Origin of the sequence: Candidatus Photobacterium acropomis, assembly GCF_030685555.1 — a bacterium.
Taxonomy (GTDB): domain Bacteria; phylum Pseudomonadota; class Gammaproteobacteria; order Enterobacterales; family Vibrionaceae; genus Photobacterium; species Photobacterium lucens.
This window is the reverse complement of the sequence record NZ_CP131608.1, coordinates 758,577-781,572: the sequence shown is the minus strand read 5'-3', so window position 1 is coordinate 781,572 and position 22,996 is coordinate 758,577. Positions and strand designations below refer to the sequence as shown.

The window sequence follows — 22,996 nt, the reverse complement described above, 5'->3', positions numbered from 1 at the left end:
TTACTTCAAAAGCAAGTCGAGTTATCAGTATAAAGCTCCAGAAATTATTAACTGATAACTCTATTTACGAACCTTTCCACTGTATTCTTTTCTTTACTGTTATATCAGCAGGAAACCTCAAGCAAGTTGTTGTCAATTCGTTACACTTAAATTATCCAGTTCAAGCCGTTATAACGATTAGCCTCTTTAGTTGATGACTTTAGAGCGATAAACACAAGGAGCTTGGGATGACCATTCAAACACAACCCATGCATCGTTATATTGATCATTGTGGCAAGCTTGTAAGCCCCCTTCCAGATTGGGCTAGCAATGAGTTATTACTACGTTTTTATCGTGACATGGTATTAGTTCGTCACTACGACAAGAAAGCGATAGCGTTACAAAGAACGGGAAAGTTAGGGACTTACCCTTCACACCTCGGCGCTGAAGCCATTGGTATTGCCATTGGTCGAGCCATGAAACCAACCGATACCTTTGCCCCCTACTACCGAGATATGCCAGCATTATGGGCCCGTGGCGTTAGCATGGAAAAGAATCTCCAATACTGGGGCGGTGATGAATTAGGTAGTGATTTCCCCCCTGCGCCAAACCAATTACATAATGACGATATGCCATTTTGTGTGCCTATCGCGACACAATGTTCTCATGCGGTCGGCATTGCCGCTGCCATGAAAATTAAAGGTTCACATCGGGCTACTGTTGTCACCTGCGGTGATGGTGCCACTTCTAAAGGGGATTTTCTGGAATCACTTAACTGTGCTGGAATCTGGAATATTCCATTAGTCTTTGTCATTAACAATAACCAATGGGCGATATCAGTCCCGCTTCATTTACAATGCCATGCTGAACATCTGGTCGATAAAGCTAAAGGCGCAGGTATTGAAGGGATATTAGTTGACGGTAATGACATTATTGCCATGTACGACACCATGCTATACAGCTTAGATAAAGCAAGAAAAGGCAAAGGTGCCACCTTAATTGAAGCCGTTAGTTATCGACTCTGCGATCATACCACCGCCGATGATGCCTCTCGTTATCGTCCTGATGATGAACTTGAGCAAGCATGGCAATTTGATCCTATCGCACGCCTTAAAACTTATCTCATCAATCAAGCCTTATGGTCGGAAGCACAGGAAATCGAGTGGCAGCAAGAATGCAAACAACATATTAATGAAGCCGTTGAACACTATCTTGCTTTAGTCGCACAAGCGCCTGAATCAACCTTTGATCACCTTTATGAACATATCGATGACGATCTGCAATATCAACGTGACAGCTTGATCAATAAAGCACTTCGAATGGAGAAACAATCATCAGGAGGTGATCATGGCTGAAATCACGTTGTTAGAAGCGGTTAACCTCGCCCTTCATTATGAAATGCAACATGATGATAATGTTGTTGTTTTAGGTGAAGACATCGGAGAAAACGGTGGTGTTTTTCGAGCAACCGTTGGGTTAAAACAAACGTTTGGTTGCAAGCGAGTAATGGATACCCCTTTGGCAGAAGCACTCATTGGTGGTATCACTGTTGGCATGGCATCACAAGGGCTTCGTCCTGTTGCCGAATTTCAATTCCAAGGCTTTATTTTCCCCGCCATAGAACACTTAGTTTGCCATGCCGCAAGGCTGCGTCATCGTACCCGTGGTCGTTTAACCTGCCCTGCGGTTTTTCGTGCGCCTTTTGGTGGCGGTATTCATGCGCCTGAGCATCACTCAGAAAGTGTCGAAGCATTATTTGCTCATATTCCCGGTTTAAAAGTCGTCATTCCCTCTTCTCCACAGCGCGCTTACGGCCTATTACTTGGTGCGATTAGAAGCAATGATCCCGTATTATTTTTTGAGCCAAAACGTATTTATCGCACTGTAAAGTCGCAGGTTGAAAACAACGGTATTGCGCTACCTATTGATTGTTGTTTCACACTTCGTGAAGGGCAAGATATCACCTTAGTCACTTGGGGAGCCTGTGTGGTCGAATCTCTTCAAGCCGCAGAAACCTTAGCACATCATGGCATAGAACTTGAAGTTATTGACTTAGCCAGCATCAAACCTATCGACATGGCAACTATTCTGCACTCACTAGAAAAAACAGGGCGTTTATTAGTTGTCCATGAAGCAGTTAAAACCTGTGGGGTTGGTGCAGAGATCATTACGAGAGTAGCAGAAAGTGCCATGTGCTTACTCAAAGCACCACCCAAGCGGTTAACTGGGTTCGACACCATCATGCCTTACTACCGCAATGAAGATTATTTTATGATCCATCACGATGACATTGTAAATGCCGCACGTGAACTCATGGAGGGTTGGCAATGAAAGCATTCACATTACCCGATCTTGGTGAAGGTCTAGCAGAATCAGAAATTGTACAATGGCATATCAATATTGGTGATACTGTTACAACGGATCAAGTCGTTGTTACCGTTGAAACCGCCAAAGCAACCGTCGATGTCCCCGCGCCCTATAGTGGCAAAATTATTCATCGCTATGGTAACGAAGGTGACACCATCAATATTGGTCAGTGTTTATTAGAAATCGATGAACTTCGTACTTCAACATCATCGACAACCATTGATAAAGTAGAACAAGAATCAAACGACAATTCATCAGCGACTGTTGTTGGGCAAATATCGCAACTCGATAAACATGTCGATATTGATCATTTCTCTTACGATGAAGTGCATGCCATTCATGTTAATTCCATTACCAATGCCGATCACCCTTTGATTGCTACCCCCTCTGCCCGATTACTGGCTCAAAAGCTAGGCATAAAAATAGAGGACATAGAAGGTTCAGGTACCAATCACCTTATTGTTGATAATGATATTTATCAAGCCTACCAACAACAAACACCGGGCACAGAATTACTCAAAGGTGCGCGTCGCAACATGGCTAAAAATATGGCGCAATCACACCATGATGTCGCCTCAGTCACCATTACTGAAGAAGCACACCTATATCACTGGCATAAAAACGATGATATTACCGTTAATCTTGTTCAAGCGATTAATCATGCCTGTCATACAGAGCCTGCGTTAAATGCATGGTTTGATGCCGATACCATGACACGCTGCTTGCATAAAACCGTCAATATTGGGATTGCCGTTGATAGTGCCCATGGGTTATATGTTCCCGTGCTGCACCATGCAGAGCAATACCATAATGAAGGAATTCGTCGTTGGATTGATCGTACTGCAGCCAGCATTCGTGGTCGAAAAATAAGCCGTCATCAATTACAAAAAGCGACAATCACCCTATCTAACTACGGCGCAATTGCAGGTATTTATGCCACCCCTGTCGTCACACCGCCGCAGGTTGCGATTGTCGGTGCAGGTAGGATCATGGATAAAGTCATGATGGAAGGTGAACGAATAAATACCGTGAAGGTGTTACCACTCTCTATCACCTTTGATCATCGAGCATGTACTGGTGGTGAAGCCGCACGATTTATTAAAGCGCTTGTGCACAGTTTGGAGCACCTAAGCCATGACAAACTAGAATAACCTTAACGTTAAATAACAGTTTGTTACATCAAACCATAACAATATATTGCATCGCTGCAACAAGTGCCTATGATGAATATTACCTATTCTTATTCAGTCGTACTTATGCGCTATTCACTATTTACTGCAAGTCTTGCAACCCTACTTTTTTCCAGTTCGCTAATGGCAATGCCTGAAGGTGATGCAAGCAAAGGTGAAATTAAAACCCCAAGCTGTCGTTTTTGTCACGGCAGCGACGGTATTGCTCCTCGTCCTGACTACCCTAACTTAAAAGGTCAACAAGCGGAGTATCTCTATAACGCTATGCAAGCTTATCTCGATGACAGCCGTACTGGTGCAATGTCGGCAATGATGAAGGCGCAGCTTAAAAATTTATCGCAACAAGACATTGCTGATATTGCTGAATATTACGCCCAAATGAAGTAATAGATAACCAATCACCAGCCGCTATTTCCATTGTGAACAGCGGCTGGTGTTTTATTAGTCATACAAACTTATTTCCCAAACTTTATAGCGGAAAAAACATCATAGGCAGTCTATCTTTGTGATAACTTGAGATTAAAACCTATAACGAGAATCATAAAATGAAAATCTTCAGTAACTTTGAAAGTGGAAGTATCAATGTCGTAAAAGCAGACAGCAAAGACGATATCCAACTTACCATTCCTAACGACAACAATTCAGAGCTACACCAATGGTTCCATTTCCGCTTGGAATCTGAAGCTCAGCAAACACATAACTTCAAAATTCTTGATCTAGCAAATTCAGCTTACCCAGAAGGCTGGAAAGGCTATGATGTAGTCGCATCTTACGATCGTGAAGAGTGGTTCCGCATTCCATCTGAATTTGATGGCGACACCTTAAGCTTTAGCGTGATCCCTGAACACGGTTCAATGTACTTTGCCTACTTTGCACCATACAGCTACGATCGCCACCAAGATCTACTGCACCTTGCACAAAGTCACTACAACTGTCGCTTAGAGACACTAGGTCATACACTCGATAACCGTGATATGAGCCTACTGGTGATCGGTGATGAAGCAAGCGACACAGAAAAGAAAAAAGTATGGGTTATTGCACGTCAACACCCAGGTGAAACCATGGCGGAATGGTTTGTTGAAGGTTTAGTACAACGCCTGCTTGATGAAACAGATACGGTAGGCCGCGCTTTACTAGAAAAAGCAGTATTCTACGTAGTGCCAAATATGAACCCAGACGGTAGCGCCCGTGGTCACCTACGCTTAAATGCAATTGGTGTAAACCTTAACCGTGAATGGCAAACACCATCATTAGAAAACAGCCCTGAAGTGTACTACGTACGTGAAAAAATGTTTGAAACAGGCGTTGATCTCTTCCTAGATATTCATGGCGATGAGGCGATCCCTTACAACTTCGTTGCAGGCTCTGAAGGCATTCCATCATACGATGCTCGCCTAGAAAATCTTGAAAATATGTTCAAGCAAGCACTGCTAACTATTACACCTGAATTCCAAGTAGAACACGGTTACGACAAAGACAAACCAGGTGAAGCAAACTTAACCGTTGGCTCTAACTGGGTTGCAGAGCAGTTTAACTGCTTGTCTTACACTATTGAGATGCCATTCAAAGATCACAATAACCAACCAGATAGTCTGTACGGTTGGTCACCTGAGCGTAGTGTTGCTTTTGGTAGCGATACTCTAGCAGCAACGCTTGTGGTGATGGATCATTTGCGTTAATCGCATCTAACTCCTAATAAAAACGGTCACATCAGTGACCGTTTTTTGTTTATTTCGCCAGCATCGGATAAGTGAAAAATATCAAATGACTAAGATTAAATAGAAAATGTACAGCAACTGCCGCCCACAATCTGCCTGTTAAATAGAAAACCAAGCCATAACCCAAACCTGCAAGCGCTGCGAATACAACCAGTAACATCCCACCAGCGAAATGTGCTAAACCAAACAGTAAACTCGCAACAATAACGCCCGTTACCCAACCAAACCGTTGCGATAATCCTTGTTGGATAAAGCCTCGGAATAAGGCCTCTTCAGCCACACAAGTAAATAGCAAGTTGTTCAGTATAAATAGCCATAACCAATGGGGAGTCGATAGCGAAAACGTTAATGCACCTAAACCCACAGCAATTGGCAATAACGATAAAACGCCTACCACCACCAAGCCAATCACTTTCAGATCACAAGTTTTCTTTTGCCCTAATAACGTTGGGAATGCCAGTAATAACCCAAAGAAAACAAGAGGCTTATCAAGATTGAAGTACATGGTAAATGGGATGCTATCACTACTTGCATATACTTTGTCGAGCACCTTTAGGTTATCAAAGCCCGGAATCGCATGAGCAAAAAACGCTAATGACCAAATTAACATGAACGTTAATCCGGCATAACGCCACTTCCCTTCTTGCTTGGCTGTGAAATAAGCAACACCAAAGCCAATCACAATACTACTTAGGGCAATAATTGATAATCGAGCTTGCAGTAGAGCAGCAACAATACTCAATACAACTAGCGCTATTGTCAGCCACTTTTGTCGAGTAAAACCACTGATCACAGCACACGCAAGTGATCCCCATATCCAAACTGTTGGTTCCATTTGTTATTCCATTAATAATAAGAGTCTTTATCATCTAGATTATCAAAAGCACAATATTCCATGAAGTAATAATCATTCATTCTTTCATTTTTATGCCCAATAAATCGGACAAAGGTAATACTAACCATCCTGACATCGCCAAATTTCAGGTTATACTGCTTGTTCACCAGTAAAAGAGATCCCCTATCCATGGCAAAAAACAAACCAGTCATTCACTTACATTCATACGGTATTTTCACCACTTGGGATGCAGAATCCAAAAAGCTACCGAAAATCAAAGAATTTACACTAGATATACCTGCCGAAATTGATATTGAATTTGGCTTTACTGTGAATATCAAAAAAGCCAAAGGGGAAAAGCTTCATTACTGCATTTATCACCCCAATATCACCAATGATGACGGTGAAGTACTCGACCCCTTCGATGGTTATGTCTATGTTCGCAGCAATGACTGGGACTTTTACCTCGGCGACACCATATGGTCGCCAATAAGTAATAAGATTGGTCCATGGCGGATGACGTTAGAAATGAACGGCACCATTATCGCGGATAAAACCTTCAATGTTTTTAATCATGATGAAGGACAATTCTGGAAACGTCGCGGCTGTTAATTCATTTTTGGAACAAGATGATTCCATTATTGAAATCTAACCTTGATTAGCAACGTCCTTTTTTGAAACAAAGTTGTCACATGGCCACTTTAGTTTAGTGAGCAAATAACTAAGCAGCCAAAGGACGCAACATGACTAAGTCACTTCTTACACTTTCATTAATTCTAAGCACTGTCGCAGCTTCAAGCTCAGCGATGGCTGCAGAGCACATTGCTGTATCAGGTTCTACATCTGTTACTGATGTGATGGAAGTTTTAGGTGAAACTTATCACAAGAGTCATCCAGACGTATTTATCGACATCAATGGTACAGGCTCAAGTGCTGGCATTAAATCTTCAATTGAAGGTGTGAATGATCTAGGTATGGCATCACGTAACCTATCTGCAGATGAGAAAAAAGCAGGTCTGGTTGAAACTGAAATTGCACGTGATGGTATCGCCGTTGTTGTAAACCCGAAAAACCCTGTAAACAATTTAACAAAAGCACAAATTGAAAAACTGTTTAAAGGCGAAATAACGCAGTGGTCAGCTGTTGGCGGCAACAGCGATCCTGTCGTAGTCACAACACGTGAAAATGGCTCAGGTACGCGTGGTGCGTTTGAAGAGCTAATGGAACTAACCACCAAAATCAACGGTGTGAAAGTATCGACAATTAGCCAAAAAGCACAAGTGGCCAGTGGTAATGGTATTGAAAAGACTGTTGTTGCTAGCAACAAAGATGCGATTGGTTTCGTTTCACTAGGCTCTGTTGATAAAACTTTAAAAGCTGTCAGTGTTGATGGTCACAAAGCATCGGTTGAAGATGTGGTTAACAAGACTTACCCACTATCACGTCCATTCTTGGTACTGAACCAACCAGGTAAACTAAAACCTGCTGCTAAAGCGTTTTTAGCGTGGATCATGTCGCCAGAAGGACAAAAAATCATTAAAGATAAAGGCTATATTTCAATGTCTTAATTTTTAAGATTGCATCGCCACATGCCTTTCTGTGGCACGAATGAACTTTCACCCAAAGTATTTCGGTACTTTGGGTTGAAACCCTACTCGTCTCATATTCCGTAACCACCTATCGCACCATATATTTTCTCTATCACATCTCACTTTTAACCTGATCTTTACCTTAAGTCCTATACCATGGTGTTATGTTTCTGCTAGTGTAAAAAACACAATTCGATTAAAATCGAAAAACGACACATAGATGAACTAATGTTTTAGTTATCAAGGATAAAAGGAATAACAAATGGGTCTTTTTAACGCGCTGTTAGGCAACGCAGGTGAAATGAGCATCGCTGACGCGACTGAGGAACTATCAACTATCCTTGGTCCAAACGAACATATTGAATTAGCTTACAAGCTAGTTCGTGACATGATTGTTTTAACCGATTACCGCTTAATCCTTATTGATAAGCAAGGTTTGACAGGTAAAAAAGTGGAATACCGCTCTATTCCTTACAAAGCAATCACCATGTACGCAGTAGAAACCAAAGGGCATTTTGATTTAGATGCTGAACTAAAACTGTGGATCTCTGGTCAACACGAGCCAATGACACTAGAGTTCAACGGCAAGACCAACGTTTATGCGATGCAAGGTCTGTTAGCGGCAAAAGTCGCTGGTAAATAATTCCTCGCTCTGAACGGAAAAAGCCTGTTACTTCATGTTTCAGATAGATACATTGAAGAACAGGCTTTCTTTTTAGATGTTATTAGCGAGAGACACTGATCAACGCATCTGCTAAATGATCAATCTGTTGCTCTTGCAATCCGGCAATATTAATACGGCCATCCCCTACTGCATAAATCCCATATTGTTCACGAAGGGTTAGAATTTGCTCAGGCGTTAACCCTGTTACCGAAAACATACCTTTGTGCTGCTCAATAAAATCAAACTGATTTGAACCTCGCTGGCGAATCGCTTGAGTTAACCCTTGTCGTAAACGCAAAATACGACCATGCATTTGATCTAATTCATCTTTCCACGTTTGGGTTAACTGTTGATCATTTAAAATTTCAGCCACTAAAGCTGCACCGTGATCTGGCGGCATAGTGTAGCTTGAACGCGCTAAAGTAAGAATACGACCTTTGGCTTTTTGCGCTTCTTGCTGGCTATCACTAATAATAATTGCAGCTCCTGTACGCTCACGATACAAGCCAAAGTTCTTTGAACAAGAGGTAGCAACAACCATCTCTTCAACATTATCAGCCATGTATTTAAGGCCAGCACCATCTTGCTCAAGTCCATCACCAAAACCAAGATAAGCAATATCAACGAATGGCATAAAACCGTTTTTATTGGCTAATGCTGTAATGGCTTGCCAATCTTCAAAGCTAATATCAGCACCAGTTGGGTTATGACAACAACCGTGTAGTAATACCACATCGTTAGGACCTGCTTTCGCTAATTCCGCTAACATTGCTTGACTGTTAACTTGCTTGGTTTCAGGATCAAAATAGGGATAAAACTTCACTTTTAGCCCAGCAGCTTCCATCACTGGCTTATGATTAACGTAACTTGGGTTTGTTAACCATACCGTTGTATCTGGCTGTGCTATATGAATAAGATCTGCCAACATCCGAAGAGCACCACTTGCTCCCGGTGTTTGTACAGCCGCGCATCGAGCATGAGCAGATGTCTCTGACAATAACAAGTCGATCATTGATTGATTAAACACTTCACTTCCCGCAAGCCCGACATAAGACTTGGTGGTTTGTGATTGTAGAAGACGTTGCTCTGCGAGAGAAATAGCTTGCATGATCGGTGTTTCGCCTTGACTGTTGCGATAAACACCAATACCTAAATCCATTTTATTTTCACGGGGATCTTCTCTATACGCTATCGAGAGAGAAAGGATAGGATCTAACTGGGCTGGAGAAAGCGATTTAAACATCAAATTAATTCCATTTATATAACAATGAAATTAAGTTATCACTTCATTTAATTAACGTCATTAGAAAAGCGACAAATCGTGTTTTTTCTTAATGGAGCACAAACAAACTGTACTACTTCCATCCTAGAAGTAGCACACATATTTATATTAGTAGCGTAAATTACCTGATATTGAGTGCAAACATGTTGCTTGTTCAATACTGGTATATAAACGCTCAGCATGTGCATACAATAATTTACTCGCAAGATCTGCATCGCGACGTAATACTGCATTCATCACCGCTTCATGCTCACCTTTGTCATGATAACGATTCATTGGTTCGATATCTTTTCCTAATAAGAAATGACGATATCGATCTTGCTGATCATAGATGTGGGACAGTAGATCTAACAAAAATTCAGAGCCTTTACATTCAACAATGGAAAGGTGAAATTCTTTATGACGTTTATCCCATTCATCAACATCAAAGTCATCACTGTCAGGATTTAAACGGTTAAGCTTATGAAAAGCTGTAAGAATATTTAATTCCCATTGTTCATCACCGACTGCAACAGCTTCTTTTAAAGCGATACGACCAATAGCAAAGCGGCTTTGAATAATGTGCCTTAATTCATCCAGTGAGACATCAGCAACCCAAAACCCTTTTTGAGGTTTCATTACTAAGTACTTTTGCCATGCTAATTGCACCATTGCTTCGCGTAGTGGTGAGCCACCAACCTTATAATGTGCTTTTAAATCGTTAAGAACTAACTTCTGTCCGGGCTGATAGGTCCCATTAAGAATGTCTTTCTTAATAACTGAAATTAAACGATCGCTGATCGTCGTAAATTCCACTTTTTCCATAGTAATTTATATTACCTATTTAAACTGACTTTTTTATTTTTATAATTAGGGTGAAGCTTTATTCGTTGAGTATAGTTTTTTTGCATGAATTATCATACTAAATCAACCAATATACTTTAAAAAGTATTAGTAAATGTCACAAATATTCACTGAATCATTGATATTGCAATATTATGCAATCAAATATTTTAGCATATCTAGTAGTGATTATTTATATTCCAATAATTAAGCATAAAAAATAAGGTTAATATTTATCGTTATTTTTGTTGTCATTTAGCAAGAAAACAGATAAAAACAGTAAAATCATACATTTAAAACCAAACCCCATTTAAAGCCTTTATTACAATCTAATATAAAAAAATGATAATAATCAGATATCATATAAAATTCGCTACGCTTAATTTGTAAAAAAAGTAATGAATTATTTATATTATTGGTAATTTATTTTTATAGCTTAGTAACAAAATGGACTTTTAATACAATCACAAAAGTTAATAAACAATTAACCACAATATTAATACAAGTATTAATGCATCAAATATCACACAGGTTTTTAACAAAAGCTGTTAAAATAAAACACAACTTCAAACATAACCCAGTTCAAAATTTTCACATTACCTTTATCGTAAACCTCATTTTTTAACGTTTTATTGATTTAGTTTCTGATATTTTTATTTTTATTCCGTTTAGAGTGCTCTTTATTACTCCTATTAAGTGGTTAGAAGCGATATGACAACAATCAATCAAGAGCGCCTTATCTCTCATTTTATTGAGCTAGTAAAAATTGATAGTGAATCTGGTGATGAGAAAGCCATTGCAGAAACGTTAGCTGAACAACTTGGTGTACTTGGTTTTAGTGTTACCAAACTGCCAGTTCCTGAAACGATTTCAAACGGCTTCAATATCTACGCCAAGCTTCAAGGTGAATTAGATGACAGCATCGTTCTAAGCTGCCATATGGATACAGTAACACCGGGTAATAACATTGAGCCTATCATCGAAGACGGTGTGATCCGCTCTAAAGGTGACACCATTTTAGGTGGTGATGATAAGTCTGGTATTGCAGCCATTATGGAAGCCGTACGCACTATCCAAGAGCAAAACCAAGCCCATCGCACCATTGAACTCGCTTTTACAGTGCATGAAGAAGGTGGTCTACAAGGCTCGAAACACTTCGATATGTCACATATCACTGCCAACAAAGCAATCGTGCTAGATTCAGGCGGTGCCATTGGTGCAATTGTAACTAGCGCACCGGGTCAACAAAGCCTAAAAGTCACCATTAAAGGAAAACCTGCACACGCGGGGCTTGCGCCAGAAGAAGGGATCAATGCCCTAACGGTAGCATCAGATGCGATCATGAATATGAAACTGGCACGTATTGATAGCGAAACAACCGCCAACATTGGTGTGGTTTCTGGCGGTCAAGCCACAAATATCGTTATGCCAGAGCTGTACCTTGCCGCAGAAGCACGCTCATTAAATGATGATAAACTGGCTGCGCAAGTAGATCACATGGTGGAAGTATTTAATCAAACTGCTGAGAAACACGGTGCACAAATTGATATTCAATCAAACCGCGCTTATAACGCTTACTCTATTGCAGATAACGATCCACACGTTGAAGACATCATGGCAAGTTTCACCCTAATGGGCTTAACGCCATTTACTAAATCAACAGGTGGCGGTAGTGATGCAAACATCTTCAATGAGAAAGGTTTGAAAACAGTTAACCTTTCAACGGGGATGAGCAAAGTTCACACCACTGAAGAGTTTATTACCGTTGAAGATATGACCAACATTACTGAATTTTTATACACTTACTTGACTAAAAAGTAAGACAGCAACGTCTATAATTTAACATAATAGATAATGACAACCTCAAGCCTGCACCATTTACCATGCAGCTTGAGGTTTTTTATAACCACAAATTTTGACCCACTATTAACATTTGCCGCTCAGTTATTCAGATATTATTCATCTACGTTGTGCCATGATACGGGTGCTTAATGAATAGATGTAGGATGACTGCGATGAAATCTAACCAGAATAACGCCATTGATAAAGACACAATGATCACTGCGTTAAACGAATGCTACCGTCGTCTGAACGAAGCTGGCTTAACGGTAAAAGACCTTTCTAAAGAAGGCTTTACCCTACTTTTCCAATCTGCTTATAAATCAGTGACAGCCAATTAATTCACTTTTACTGGCACATGTTTCCGTAAACTTAGAAAGAATATTCAGAAAATATTCAGGATGAACAGTTGGATGAATTCTCTTCAAAAAAATGACGTTAAGCATTAGCTTTAACGTCATTTTTTGTATTAGCCTTTAATCTAACAACGAGAGCAAGTTAATTAACCACGATAATAACGCTGTGGCACAAATGGCATCTTTTCAATGGTCATTGGCAGTTTCTTACCACGCACTTCCGCAAAGACCACCTCACCCAACTGATTGGCTTCAGTAGCAATATACCCCATAGCAACAGGCATGCCTTTAGTCGGACCAAAAGTACCACTGGTTACAATGCCAATTTCATTATCATCAGCATCAAACAATTTAGTGCCTTCACGCACAGGCGCTTTAGACTGCCCCACTAACCCAATACGTTTACGTGACGCTTGTTTATTCGTGATTTGCTCTAGAATGATCTCAGCGCCCGGAAAGCCCCCTTCACGCTCGCCACCAGCACGACGAACAGGCGTAATTGCCCACAATAAACTGGCTTCAAACGGTGTAGTCGTCGGATCAAGATCATGACCGTATAAACATAACCCACACTCTAAACGCAATGAATCACGGGCTCCTAAACCAATCCACTCCACATCATTAAAAGCTAGCAACTTACGAGCAAAGGCTTGTGCTTGATCACTCGGTACAGAGATTTCATAGCCATCTTCACCCGTATAACCAGAACGACTGACGTAACATTCAACGCCCATTAGTTCGATATGTGCCGCATCCATAAACACCATATCCGCAACCGCAGGGTTGAGTTCAGACAATACTGCAGCGGCTTTTGGTCCTTGTAACGCCAGCAAAGCACGATCTTCAATCACTTCAAGTTCAACACCATCGACCAAATTGGCTTTAAGGTGTGCGATATCTTGTTCTTTACAGGCAGCATTGACCACAAGGAATAAGTGATCACCGAAGTTTGTCACCATCAAATCATCTTCAATACCACCTTGAGGATTGGTAAATAATGCATATCGCTGTTTACCAACAGGTAAATCAATAATATCGACAGGGACTAAACTCTCAAGAAACGCAGCCGCTTTGTCACCTTTCAAACGCAGTTGTCCCATGTGCGACACATCAAACAAGCCCGCAGCATCACGGCAATGAATGTGCTCTTTCTTCACCCCTAATGCATATTGCACTGGCATATCATAACCAGCAAAAGGCACCATTTTTGCGCCCATTTCAACATGTAGGCTGTGTAGCGGGGTTTGCTTAAGTTGTTGCGACATAATTGCACTCCGTTTGTAAATTGGTATCCATCAACGTGGTTAAACTTTCAAAGCTGCGATGATTAAGAAGCGGTAACCCATAAGATCAACGCATCATCTTCACTGAACGATATCAGCATATGCCCCATAGTGGCATCGTAATAAACCGAATCACCTTCTGTTAAATTAATGGGTTCGTAAAATTCTGAGAAAAATGTGATCTCGCCTTTTAGTACCAATAAGAACTCTTCTCCGTCGTGACGGATCCAATCACCATAATCATTAAACGAACGAGCACGAACGTAAGATTTAAATGGCATCATTTTCTTATTGGTAAGCTGAGTGGCGAGCAGTTCATGTTCATAAGTCGAGGTAGGATGCGGTCGCCCTTCACCACAGCGAGTAATATCACGACGACCTGTCGCTGTTATGGTTTGTGGCGGCTCAAATAACTGAGGAATATCAATCGCCAACCCTGCGGCTAATTTTTGCATGGCTTGAAAGGTGGGTGAGATCTGCTCGTTTTCTATTTTCGATAAGGTTGAGCGTGCAAGCCCGGTCAGTTTACTGGCTTCTTCTAAGGTTAAACCGTGAGAGACTCGGATCTCTTTCAAACGCTCACCGAGCTTCAAAGGCGCAATAGGTTGCGATGCCTGCTCTTTTGCGACACGCATGGATGGATAGATGTCTTGGATCTGTTCCTCTGCCATATTGCTTCCTTCTCAATCCCTTTTCGATTAACTCAATCACGAGATATATCAATCATAGTTTCCTATAGGAAACTTAATAAAACCTAGCTCACAAAGTCACAATATTTTTAAAATAATGTTACCTATAAGGCATACTTTATTGCAATTTACCCCTATAACTAAGCGATAACATGAGTTTTATTCGTGATTAAACGCAATTTTTAACTAAATTTAAACTAAGTATAACCATTAGCGCAACAATCTAGCATGACAAATAGCAAACGTTTGCGTAGAATCACACAAAACAAATTAAAAACGTGTTCCACTATAAGAAACTTTGTATCAATACATTTTTATCGGTGAGTTAAGGAGTACAAACATGGAATCAACACTAAAGTATACCAGTAGCCACGAGTGGGTCCGTGACAACGGTGATGGCACGGTAACTGTAGGTATTTCTGATCATGCGCAAAGTTTATTAGGCGATGTGGTTTTTGTTGATCTTCCTGAAGTGGGTGACACAACAGATGCAGGCGATACGTTCTCTTTAGTCGAATCAGTAAAAGCGGCATCTGATATCTATGCCCCAGTCACAGGTGAAATTGTTGCAATTAACGAAGATCTTGAAGATAGCCCAGAGCTGGTGAATGAAGAGCCTTATGAAGGTGGCTGGATTGCAACAATCAAACTCAGTAATGCTGATGAGCTGGCTGAATTAATCGATTCAACAGCTTATCTTGCTTCTATCGAAGAAGACTAATTCATAACAACAAAGATCGAGCCCATGCTCGATCTTTGTTTATCTAGCGTTAACTCATCATTAATGAAACCGTTAGCGCTTATGTGAAAACGTACAACGTTCAGGAAAGAACCATGACCAATACTACTTTTCTACAAACACTCAGTGACGATAACTCTTTTGCTCATCGTCATAATGGCCCTAATGCCAACGAACAACAACGTATGCTAGAAACTATCGGTGTCGGTAGTATTGACCAACTTATTGCGCAAACCGTGCCCGCTACCATTCGCCTCTCCTCGCCGATGGAACTGCCGCAAGCTCAAAGTGAAGCCGCTATGCTTGCCGATCTGAAGCAAATTGCCCGTAAGAACATTATTAACAAAAGTTATATTGGTCAGGGTTACTACAACACCTTTACCCCTAACGTCATTCTTCGCAATGTATTAGAAAACCCAGGTTGGTACACCGCTTACACCCCTTACCAGCCAGAGATCTCGCAAGGTCGTTTAGAATCATTACTGAACTACCAACAAATGATCATGGATTTAACCGCGATGGAGCTCGCCAATGCCTCACTGTTAGATGAAGCAACGGCAGCAGCAGAAGCCATGACCTTATGTAAGCGTGCAGGTAAAAATAAAAGCAATGCGTTTTTCATCTCAACGGATCTTCACCCACAAACCATTGATGTAGTCGTCACACGTGCTAAATACGTCGGCTTTGAAATCATCACAGGTAGCGCAGAAGAATTAGCGCAACACGATGTATTCGGTGCTTTATTACAATACCCTGCCAGCAACGGTGAATTACTTGATCTCACCGACATCATTGCAGCAGCTCATGAGAAGAAAACATTAGTGGCTGTGGCATCGGATCTATTGGCATTAACCGTACTAAAAGCACCGGGTGAAATGGGTGCAGATGTTGTTATCGGTAGTGCGCAACGCTTTGGTGTACCAATGGGCTTTGGTGGTCCACACGCTGGCTTTATGGCAACGAAAGATAAGCACAAGCGTACAATGCCGGGGCGTGTTATTGGTGTATCGAAAGATGCCAAAGGCAATCAAGCGCTGCGCATGGCAATGCAAACTCGTGAGCAACATATCCGCCGTGAAAAAGCGACATCAAACATTTGTACCGCCCAAGCACTGCTTGCCAACATGGCGGCATTTTATGCTCTCTATCATGGTCCTGAAGGCTTAAAGAAAATCGGTCGTCGTGTACACCACTTCACAGCTGTATTAGCCGCAGGTTTAACCAACAACGGTTTCGAGCTAGAAAACCAACACTTCTTTGATACTTTGACCATCAAAACTGGTGTTCAAACTGACGCTTTATATCAAAAAGCCCTCGATGCTGGCGTTAACCTTCGCAAATACAGCGATAAGCTAGGCGTAAGTATTGATGAAACCACCCTTGCGACAGACATTGAGCAACTACTTAGCTTGTTTACCAATCAAGAGCTAAAAGTGTCGATGTTCAGTGATGACATTGCCGCCGATGAGTTTGCCGCCATTCCACCAGCGTGTCGTCGTAGCAGTGAATACCTCACACACTCTGTGTTTAATCGCTACCACAGCGAAACACAAATGATGCGTTACATGAAGCAGTTAGAAAACAAAGACTACTCATTAACTCACGGTATGATCCCGCTAGGTAGCTGTACCATGAAGCTCAATGCCGTCGCTGAGATGATCCCCGTCACTTGGCCTGAATTTGGACAACTGCACCCATTTGCACCAGCAACGCAAACCCTTGGCTATCAAGAGCTGGCAACCAAGCTATCAGACATGCTGTGCTCAATCACAGGTTATGATGCGTTCTCGCTACAGCCGAACTCTGGCGCACAAGGTGAATACGCAGGCTTAATTGCGATTCAACGTTACCATGAAGCCAATGGCGATACTCACCGTAATGTGTGTTTAATTCCAAGCTCGGCACACGGTACTAACCCAGCATCGGCTGCCATGGTTTCAATGAAAGTGGTCGTGGTCGGTTGTGATGAGCTAGGTAATATCGATATTGATGATCTGAAAGCGAAAATCGACCAACACCGTGATGCGCTGTCGTGCATTATGATCACCTACCCATCAACTCACGGTGTGTATGAAGAAGCAGTACAAGAAGTGTGTGATCTGGTACATGCTGCTGGCGGTCAGGTTTACCTTGATGGTGCTAACATGAACGCCCAAGTGGGTTTAACCAGTCCGGGCTTTATTGGCTCTGATGTTTCTCACCTAAATCTACACAAAACTTTCTGTATTCCACACGGTGGTGGCGGCCCGGGTATGGGACCTATTGGCGTAAAATCACACCTTGCCCCCTTCCTACCGGGACATGTTGAAGGTTCAAATACACACGAACTGCAATATGCAGTTTCTGCGGCCGCACTAGGATCTGCGTCGATTCTGCCGATCTCTTATGCCTACATTGCCATGATGGGCACACAAGGCTTAACCCAAGCAACCGAGCTTGCGATCTTAAATGCAAACTACGTGATGGAACGCCTACGCCCACACTACCCTGTGCTTTACCGTGGTACTGAAGGTCGTATTGCTCACGAATGTATTATTGATCTGCGCCCTATTAAAGAAGCGTCCGGCATTTCAGAAGAAGATGTAGCAAAACGTTTAATGGATTACGGCTTCCACGCTCCAACCATGTCGTTCCCTGTTGCTGGCACATTAATGATTGAGCCAACAGAATCTGAAGATCTTGCTGAGCTTGATCGCTTCTGTGATGCGATGATCGCCATTAAAGAAGAGATCAACCTTGTGCAATCTGGCGAATGGTCATTAGACGATAACCCACTGGTTAACGCCCCACACAGCCAAGTCGATATGATGGAGCAAGAATGGCAACACGCTTATAGCCGTGAAGTGGCTTGTTTCCCATCCGCACACACCAAAGCGGCGAAATACTGGCCGAGTGTCAACCGTGTCGATAACGTATTTGGGGATCGCAATTTAGTGTGTTCATGCCCGAGTATTGAGAGCTACATCGAGGACTAAACACCTGTTTTGGTACAATAAAGTTTGTGCACTAACCAAACGCTACCCTTAAAATAAAACAAAGGCTAAGTGCTGAACACTTAGCCTTTTTCGTGTGTTTAATTCACGGTTTGTATCAGCAAGCTAAATATATTAATTAGCTACTTTGACCATTCAAAGCTAACTTAATGCGCTCATGAGTACGGTAATTTGGGATCGAAATAAACTGATTATTAATGGGTTTAGTTCGAGGGTTATCGTAACCATAAATATCAGGACGCATCGCTAACTGACCTTCTGGTGTGACCCAAGACGTTAAGTAAGCCACATCCAGATCCACATGCTTCTTCAAACCAATCTCACGGTGCTTATTTGAATTAATCATGTCATCGACAGATGGCAAGTTTGACATATTTTGGTAAGACAAAATAATCTTTGCCATCTCACGCGGCTTTTGCACACGCATACAGCCAGAGCTTAAATCACGGTGACGACGTTTAAACAACGGATACTCTGATTGCTCTTCATCGTGCATATACACAGAGAACGAATCAGGCATCAAGAACGCCACACGACCTAATGCGTTTTCAGGACCGGGATCTTGACGGAACTCATGTGGGAATGTCTTTGGATTCACCGTAGCCCAATTAATCGAACTTGGTGGCACAACAGAACGATCACTCCAACTGTTAATCACATCCATATGGTTACGCTGTAAGAAATTAGGATTCGCCTTAGCCGATGGAATCGTATTCTGCACTTTGATGGTTTCAGGCACATACCAGTAAGGGTTAATCACAACCGTATTAATGTATGACTGGAACAAGTTCGTTGGGCGTTTTGGCATCCCGTCAATAATGTCCGACTCAAACACCGGCTTTTGATTCTCGTATAGCGTCATTGTGTAATCAGGAATGTTCACAATAATTTGTGGATCATCCCCTTCCAACTGAGCAAAACGCTCACGCTGTAGGTTCAATGCCGCAATACGTGCCAAACTCGAATATGGGCGAGTTAATTGCGCTACCACTTCATGCCCAATAATACCGTCAGCCTTTAAGCCATAATTCGTTTCAAAGGCTTTGATCGCTTGATTCATTACACCAATATTGATGATTTTCTTCTGTGCAATCACTTGTTGGTACTGAGGCTGAGTTAAATAACCCAAATTCCAAAGCACAGTCGCCACATCACTACCATAAGGAATGGTTTCACCCGGTAACACCGCCTTAGCAAAGTGAACGTTATCGGCATCAAGTGGATTAGCTGGCAAACTTAACAGGTGGTTAATCACCCCCATTGTTGGAACAAATTGCGAAGAAGGCAGAAGAGAATTGATCTTTTGTACCGTTAATGGGAAATAACTCTGTGCCATTTGCAGCGTTAACGGTGCTAATGTCACGCGTTTTGAATTATACAATGGACGCGGATCTTGCATTAACTGATGTACATAATCGATGTAAACCAAGTAAGTATCGGTTAATAACAGATCAAAACCACGCTCATCACGCTGTGTCTTTAGGTTCTTCAACTCATCTAAACGCTGCTGCATACCCGGTAGTGTTTTAGAATCTGCTACTGCTTGTAATTGCGGCATAATGGCATTCACTAATGCAGGATCTAACCAATATGGCATAAAGTTATTATCCGCATACAACGCATCTAAAATCTTATCGTTGCATACTTTAGTCATCGCATTCGGAGACAAAGACGCTGTGCTCTTAACCGTAACACCATCTAATACATGCCAATCCAGATCCGTCTTTGCCGCACTCTCAGCAGCGACAGCCGAACCACAAGCCAATAATGCCGAAATGGTCATTACCGAACGAATTACTGTACTTATCTTTTTACGACTAAATTTCATCTAACGTTCCTTATCTAAAAAAGCATGCTTTTCTAGAATCGAAATCAATCACCATTAACAGTGATAATGATCTCAAAAATAACTAATGAACGTAATCTATGCTAAAAAACGATACGTGAAAATATCAGTTTCGGAATATTAAATTTTATCTGAACTTTGTTCGATTAAGGTTGGTAAATTAATTGATGCAATAAAGATAATGAGTTGTTTGTTTTATTTAAATAAGTATAAGTTATTAAACAAAAGTTTAAATCTGTCTTAGACTGTATTGCTTACTTATACCCTTCAATGAGTTAGTTCAAATATTCATTCATGTCGTATTAATGTGATTTGAGATTAATTTTCTTTATATAGCTCCCCTTATTAACAGCAATTATTACGTTTTCTCTGTGATCTTCTATAAGCGTAACAAAGTATTTCTACCATCGTGACTAAATATGAACAAACAAGTATATTTGCCTAAATTTTTAGTCAGTACTGTAATAGTAAAGGTACTGATTAATAATCTATTAGCAATACAAATTAAAACAACATACAGACGAAAAAGGTGTACGTAGTATGGCTAGGAAAGATGATATTAAAAAGATACTGGATAAGCGTGGTATTACAGTACTGTTGCACTTTACTCAACTTGAAAATTTACCAAGTATTCTGAGAGAAGGGTTAAAAACTAAGGATGATTTAAATGAAAAAGCCAAATGCAATGATAAGCTTCGCTTGGATAACCATACAGATACAATCTCTATGTCAATTCACCATCCAAATGACCCAATGTTCTATAAATATAGAACCGAACTAAAGAAAGAAAACCCTAAAACAGATTGGTGTATTTTGGGGATACCAGCAAGTATCTTACTCGAACAAGATGCACTATTTTGCAAAAGAAATGCGGCTTGTGCTTCTATTAGTGCTCAAAGCGAAAATGATTTACGTAAACCCGAATCTCTAGAGGGCATGTTTGACGAAATTCCGGGATATACACCTCGAGACGAGCATTGCTTGAAAGACAATGACCCGACAGATGTACAAGCAGAAATTTTAGTCAAAGGAACAATTTCACCTGATAAAATTAAAGCTATAGTATTTACCTCAAGACAAGCTAAAAAAGATCATCAAGATATCATTGGTGAGCGTGAGACAAGAATTCATGGTGAAAAAGTGACATACTTATCCAGAAGAGATATTCAAAGGAAGTTTAAGTAATGGCAAAGAGACCGGTATTTTCACCAAATCTTAGCAAAGTTGGAGTTGAGGAAAAGCTTATAGACTTTAAATGGTATTCAGGCTTTGCCGTGTCTCAAAAGCAAAAATCGATACAATCTTTACATAAAGAAGCGCAAGTCTTTGGCTATCATGATTTGCTAGAAATTTCTAGCAAATCGGAAGATGAGCTAGGCGTTTCTATGAGTGCATTTAATCTGACAATAACTACAAAAAAATATAATCGTTCGTTCTCTGTAGAGTCAGCATTTCAAGGAAGTAAAGTCTTTGAGAGGGGTGGGCCATATACAGACTTGTTTATGGTAGACTCGCTGACAGCTAAACGAGATATAAGAATCAAGGACTCAGGGAATCTAACCGGCTTCAAGTTTTTTAATCAAAACTTCCCCAACGAGCCTCGAACCTTTTTCTACGACTGGCTGTATATTAATGCGCTTGTTCAGAATGTTGATATTTGTAATTCAATTCGTGATTACGATGGGTTTACAGATATAGAGTTTAACCCAGAAAAATCAATTAACTGTCAAGCTCATGCTGTAGCTCTATATAGAAGTCTTGTTCATAATGGCGTATTGCAACAAGCCTTGAGTTCATCATCTGAATTCTTAGTATTAACAGCAGAACACTATGAACGCCAAAAAAGAAACGTAATGATTCAAAAACATATGTTTTAGATTAGAGTACTTATTTTTGCACTGCAAACTATTCAAGAATAATTCACAACGCATGACATTTTAGCTATGCGTACATTCAAAATGGTATGCGTTGACTTGATATTGCATTACTCATCAACTTAATAAAGCTATAATTATTAGGAGATTTCACATTAAATGGACTTAGTTATAGAGTTACTACAAAATGATGATTATTGGATTGCTATTGTTGTTGTGATCATAACCATTGCAGCAAATGCTCCTAAAATAACTGAATACTACTTCTCCCTTCGTAAAAATAAAATGTCTCAAATTTTATCTTCTTTACAAGAACCAAGTATTTCGGAAGAGCTAAAGACCCATTTAAAAAATGAGCTAGATATTGAGTGTTTTAAAAGTGTTCATGGTATTCGTATTAGCCTACCAATGTTAAAAACAGTCTATGTACTCAATGAGAGGGTTGGAGGGTCAGTTTCTTTCAGACATGTTTTGAAAACTGTCCAACATTTACCAGATATTTCTGGTATAGAACTCCTATCATACCAAATAAGGCTAAGTACCCTAGATAAGGTAATCGCTTTTTATAACTTATTGCTTGGGTTATTCATAGCTTGCTTTGGGTTTATAACATTTTTGCTATCTATTAATTCTATTACTTCTGGTTTTGACCCAAGCCTTCTTCTTACTGGTATTATCTTCTTGCCTTTAGGTTTTTATATGATGAATGACGGTAGTGCAATTTTTTCTGTACACCATGTTAATAAAGCCCTTAGTGACTATGAGAGGGCTATAGAGACAAAACCTTTATAGCCAGGTGTTACATTGCCGAATGCTATCGTTATTTTTCCTAATATCCACAAATGAGTTAGCCATCTAGCTAACTCATTTGTGATTAACGGCAATTCTGCCGTATCGTCGTTACCAAACAGCTTTTAAGCTATTTACCCTA

21 protein-coding genes are annotated in these 22,996 nt (G+C 40.7%); 15 read left to right on the top strand and 6 right to left on the bottom strand.

Annotation, left to right across the window (positions count from 1 at the left end; translation table 11 throughout):
• Nucleotides 1–227: 227 nt before the first annotated feature.
• From pdhA to Q7657_RS03505, 5 genes are all read left to right on the top strand, one after another.
• Nucleotides 228–1,334: a pyruvate dehydrogenase (acetyl-transferring) E1 component subunit alpha gene (pdhA, locus tag Q7657_RS03525; protein WP_107165623.1), complete on the top strand. Its 1,107-nt coding sequence runs from the start codon at nt 228–230 to the stop codon at nt 1,332–1,334.
• The gene (locus Q7657_RS03520) at nt 1,327–2,310 is read left to right on the top strand and encodes an alpha-ketoacid dehydrogenase subunit beta (RefSeq protein ID WP_107165622.1); all 984 of its coding nucleotides are present in this window, start codon (nt 1,327–1,329) and stop codon (nt 2,308–2,310) included. The genes pdhA and Q7657_RS03520 overlap by 8 nt, the downstream gene beginning before the upstream one ends.
• Entirely contained in the window at nt 2,307–3,497 is a 1,191-nt protein-coding gene (locus tag Q7657_RS03515; protein ID WP_107165621.1) for a dihydrolipoamide acetyltransferase family protein, read from the top strand. Before Q7657_RS03520 ends, Q7657_RS03515 begins: the two co-directional genes overlap by 4 nt.
• Nucleotides 3,498–3,602: 105 nt before the next feature.
• Nucleotides 3,603–3,923, top strand: a complete 321-nt coding sequence (locus Q7657_RS03510) for a c-type cytochrome (protein ID WP_053989430.1) — start codon at nt 3,603–3,605, stop codon at nt 3,921–3,923.
• Nucleotides 3,924–4,081: 158 nt separating this feature from the next.
• The gene (locus Q7657_RS03505; RefSeq protein WP_107165620.1) at nt 4,082–5,215 is read left to right on the top strand and encodes a M14 family metallopeptidase; all 1,134 of its coding nucleotides are present in this window, start codon (nt 4,082–4,084) and stop codon (nt 5,213–5,215) included.
• 49 nt (nt 5,216–5,264) lie between these two features.
• Here Q7657_RS03505 and Q7657_RS03500 read toward each other — a convergent pair whose 3' ends face one another.
• Nucleotides 5,265–6,089 carry a CPBP family intramembrane glutamic endopeptidase gene (locus tag Q7657_RS03500; RefSeq protein WP_107165619.1) on the bottom strand — a complete coding sequence of 275 codons (825 nt, stop codon included), beginning with the start codon at nt 6,087–6,089 and terminating at the stop codon, nt 5,265–5,267.
• Between the two features lie 189 nt (nt 6,090–6,278).
• Here Q7657_RS03500 and Q7657_RS03495 point away from each other — a divergent pair, with 189 nt between their 5' ends.
• From Q7657_RS03495 to Q7657_RS03485, 3 genes are all read left to right on the top strand, one after another.
• Nucleotides 6,279–6,701: a DUF3859 domain-containing protein gene (locus Q7657_RS03495; protein ID WP_107165618.1), complete on the top strand. Its 423-nt coding sequence runs from the start codon at nt 6,279–6,281 to the stop codon at nt 6,699–6,701.
• A gap of 131 nt (nt 6,702–6,832) precedes the next feature.
• The gene (locus Q7657_RS03490) at nt 6,833–7,657 is read left to right on the top strand and encodes a phosphate ABC transporter substrate-binding protein (protein ID WP_053988901.1); all 825 of its coding nucleotides are present in this window, start codon (nt 6,833–6,835) and stop codon (nt 7,655–7,657) included.
• A gap of 283 nt (nt 7,658–7,940) precedes the next feature.
• Entirely contained in the window at nt 7,941–8,321 is a 381-nt protein-coding gene (locus Q7657_RS03485; RefSeq protein WP_107165617.1) for a PH domain-containing protein, read from the top strand.
• Between the two features lie 82 nt (nt 8,322–8,403).
• Here Q7657_RS03485 and Q7657_RS03480 read toward each other — a convergent pair whose 3' ends face one another.
• Nucleotides 8,404–9,585 carry an amino acid aminotransferase gene (locus Q7657_RS03480; RefSeq protein WP_107165616.1) on the bottom strand — a complete coding sequence of 394 codons (1,182 nt, stop codon included), beginning with the start codon at nt 9,583–9,585 and terminating at the stop codon, nt 8,404–8,406.
• A gap of 147 nt (nt 9,586–9,732) precedes the next feature.
• Nucleotides 9,733–10,428, bottom strand: a complete 696-nt coding sequence (locus tag Q7657_RS03475) for an FCD domain-containing protein (RefSeq protein ID WP_107165615.1) — start codon at nt 10,426–10,428, stop codon at nt 9,733–9,735.
• 729 nt (nt 10,429–11,157) lie between these two features.
• Here Q7657_RS03475 and Q7657_RS03470 point away from each other — a divergent pair.
• Nucleotides 11,158–12,267 carry a M20/M25/M40 family metallo-hydrolase gene (locus Q7657_RS03470; RefSeq protein WP_107165614.1) on the top strand — a complete coding sequence of 370 codons (1,110 nt, stop codon included), beginning with the start codon at nt 11,158–11,160 and terminating at the stop codon, nt 12,265–12,267.
• A gap of 194 nt (nt 12,268–12,461) precedes the next feature.
• A complete protein-coding gene (locus Q7657_RS03465) occupies nt 12,462–12,626 on the top strand; it encodes a hypothetical protein (RefSeq protein WP_164488060.1) in 165 nt (54 codons plus the stop codon).
• Between the two features lie 161 nt (nt 12,627–12,787).
• Here Q7657_RS03465 and gcvT read toward each other — a convergent pair whose 3' ends face one another.
• Both gcvT and Q7657_RS03455 read right to left on the bottom strand, forming a co-directional pair.
• Nucleotides 12,788–13,906, bottom strand: a complete 1,119-nt coding sequence (gene gcvT, locus Q7657_RS03460; RefSeq protein ID WP_107165613.1) for a glycine cleavage system aminomethyltransferase GcvT — start codon at nt 13,904–13,906, stop codon at nt 12,788–12,790.
• Between the two features lie 62 nt (nt 13,907–13,968).
• Entirely contained in the window at nt 13,969–14,595 is a 627-nt protein-coding gene (locus tag Q7657_RS03455) for a helix-turn-helix domain-containing protein (RefSeq protein WP_107165612.1), read from the bottom strand.
• Nucleotides 14,596–14,953: 358 nt separating this feature from the next.
• Between Q7657_RS03455 and gcvH the strand changes: the two genes are divergently transcribed.
• Both gcvH and gcvP read left to right on the top strand, forming a co-directional pair.
• Nucleotides 14,954–15,334, top strand: a complete 381-nt coding sequence (gene gcvH, locus Q7657_RS03450; RefSeq protein WP_107165611.1) for a glycine cleavage system protein GcvH — start codon at nt 14,954–14,956, stop codon at nt 15,332–15,334.
• Nucleotides 15,335–15,447: 113 nt separating this feature from the next.
• Nucleotides 15,448–18,327 (top strand): aminomethyl-transferring glycine dehydrogenase, encoded by a 2,880-nt coding sequence (gene gcvP, locus Q7657_RS03445; RefSeq protein ID WP_107165610.1) that lies wholly within the window; start codon nt 15,448–15,450, stop codon nt 18,325–18,327.
• Nucleotides 18,328–18,463: 136 nt separating this feature from the next.
• Here gcvP and Q7657_RS03440 read toward each other — a convergent pair whose 3' ends face one another.
• Complete coding sequence (locus Q7657_RS03440; RefSeq protein WP_107165609.1) at nt 18,464–20,173, bottom strand: L,D-transpeptidase family protein; 1,710 nt, start codon at nt 20,171–20,173, stop codon at nt 18,464–18,466.
• 558 nt (nt 20,174–20,731) lie between these two features.
• Between Q7657_RS03440 and Q7657_RS03435 the strand changes: the two genes are divergently transcribed.
• The 3 genes from Q7657_RS03435 (at nt 20,732) to Q7657_RS03425 (ending at nt 22,857) form a co-directional block, all read left to right on the top strand.
• Nucleotides 20,732–21,376 (top strand): DarT ssDNA thymidine ADP-ribosyltransferase family protein, encoded by a 645-nt coding sequence (locus Q7657_RS03435; protein WP_107165608.1) that lies wholly within the window; start codon nt 20,732–20,734, stop codon nt 21,374–21,376.
• A complete protein-coding gene (locus Q7657_RS03430) occupies nt 21,376–22,068 on the top strand; it encodes a DarT1-associated NADAR antitoxin family protein (RefSeq protein ID WP_107165607.1) in 693 nt (230 codons plus the stop codon). The genes Q7657_RS03435 and Q7657_RS03430 overlap by 1 nt, the downstream gene beginning before the upstream one ends.
• Nucleotides 22,069–22,224: 156 nt before the next feature.
• Nucleotides 22,225–22,857 carry a hypothetical protein gene (locus Q7657_RS03425; protein WP_107165606.1) on the top strand — a complete coding sequence of 211 codons (633 nt, stop codon included), beginning with the start codon at nt 22,225–22,227 and terminating at the stop codon, nt 22,855–22,857.
• Nucleotides 22,858–22,996 lie beyond the last annotated feature (139 nt).

Coding starts and splice junctions, on each gene's coding strand:
- Q7657_RS03455 (WP_107165612.1), bottom strand. CDS start 14,595: ATGGCAGAGGAACAGATCCAAGACATCTATCCATCCATGCGTGTCGCA.
- Q7657_RS03500 (WP_107165619.1), bottom strand. CDS start 6,089: ATGGAACCAACAGTTTGGATATGGGGATCACTTGCGTGTGCTGTGATC.
- Q7657_RS03470 (WP_107165614.1), top strand. CDS start 11,158: ATGACAACAATCAATCAAGAGCGCCTTATCTCTCATTTTATTGAGCTA.
- Q7657_RS03475 (WP_107165615.1), bottom strand. CDS start 10,428: ATGGAAAAAGTGGAATTTACGACGATCAGCGATCGTTTAATTTCAGTT.
- gcvT (WP_107165613.1), bottom strand. CDS start 13,906: ATGTCGCAACAACTTAAGCAAACCCCGCTACACAGCCTACATGTTGAA.
- Q7657_RS03480 (WP_107165616.1), bottom strand. CDS start 9,585: ATGTTTAAATCGCTTTCTCCAGCCCAGTTAGATCCTATCCTTTCTCTC.
- Q7657_RS03510 (WP_053989430.1), top strand. CDS start 3,603: ATGCGCTATTCACTATTTACTGCAAGTCTTGCAACCCTACTTTTTTCC.
- Q7657_RS03485 (WP_107165617.1), top strand. CDS start 7,941: ATGGGTCTTTTTAACGCGCTGTTAGGCAACGCAGGTGAAATGAGCATC.
- pdhA (WP_107165623.1), top strand. CDS start 228: ATGACCATTCAAACACAACCCATGCATCGTTATATTGATCATTGTGGC.
- gcvP (WP_107165610.1), top strand. CDS start 15,448: ATGACCAATACTACTTTTCTACAAACACTCAGTGACGATAACTCTTTT.
- Q7657_RS03430 (WP_107165607.1), top strand. CDS start 21,376: ATGGCAAAGAGACCGGTATTTTCACCAAATCTTAGCAAAGTTGGAGTT.
- Q7657_RS03495 (WP_107165618.1), top strand. CDS start 6,279: ATGGCAAAAAACAAACCAGTCATTCACTTACATTCATACGGTATTTTC.
- Q7657_RS03425 (WP_107165606.1), top strand. CDS start 22,225: ATGGACTTAGTTATAGAGTTACTACAAAATGATGATTATTGGATTGCT.
- Q7657_RS03435 (WP_107165608.1), top strand. CDS start 20,732: ATGGCTAGGAAAGATGATATTAAAAAGATACTGGATAAGCGTGGTATT.
- Q7657_RS03440 (WP_107165609.1), bottom strand. CDS start 20,173: ATGAAATTTAGTCGTAAAAAGATAAGTACAGTAATTCGTTCGGTAATG.
- Q7657_RS03505 (WP_107165620.1), top strand. CDS start 4,082: ATGAAAATCTTCAGTAACTTTGAAAGTGGAAGTATCAATGTCGTAAAA.
- Q7657_RS03490 (WP_053988901.1), top strand. CDS start 6,833: ATGACTAAGTCACTTCTTACACTTTCATTAATTCTAAGCACTGTCGCA.
- Q7657_RS03465 (WP_164488060.1), top strand. CDS start 12,462: ATGAAATCTAACCAGAATAACGCCATTGATAAAGACACAATGATCACT.
- gcvH (WP_107165611.1), top strand. CDS start 14,954: ATGGAATCAACACTAAAGTATACCAGTAGCCACGAGTGGGTCCGTGAC.
- Q7657_RS03515 (WP_107165621.1), top strand. CDS start 2,307: ATGAAAGCATTCACATTACCCGATCTTGGTGAAGGTCTAGCAGAATCA.
- Q7657_RS03520 (WP_107165622.1), top strand. CDS start 1,327: ATGGCTGAAATCACGTTGTTAGAAGCGGTTAACCTCGCCCTTCATTAT.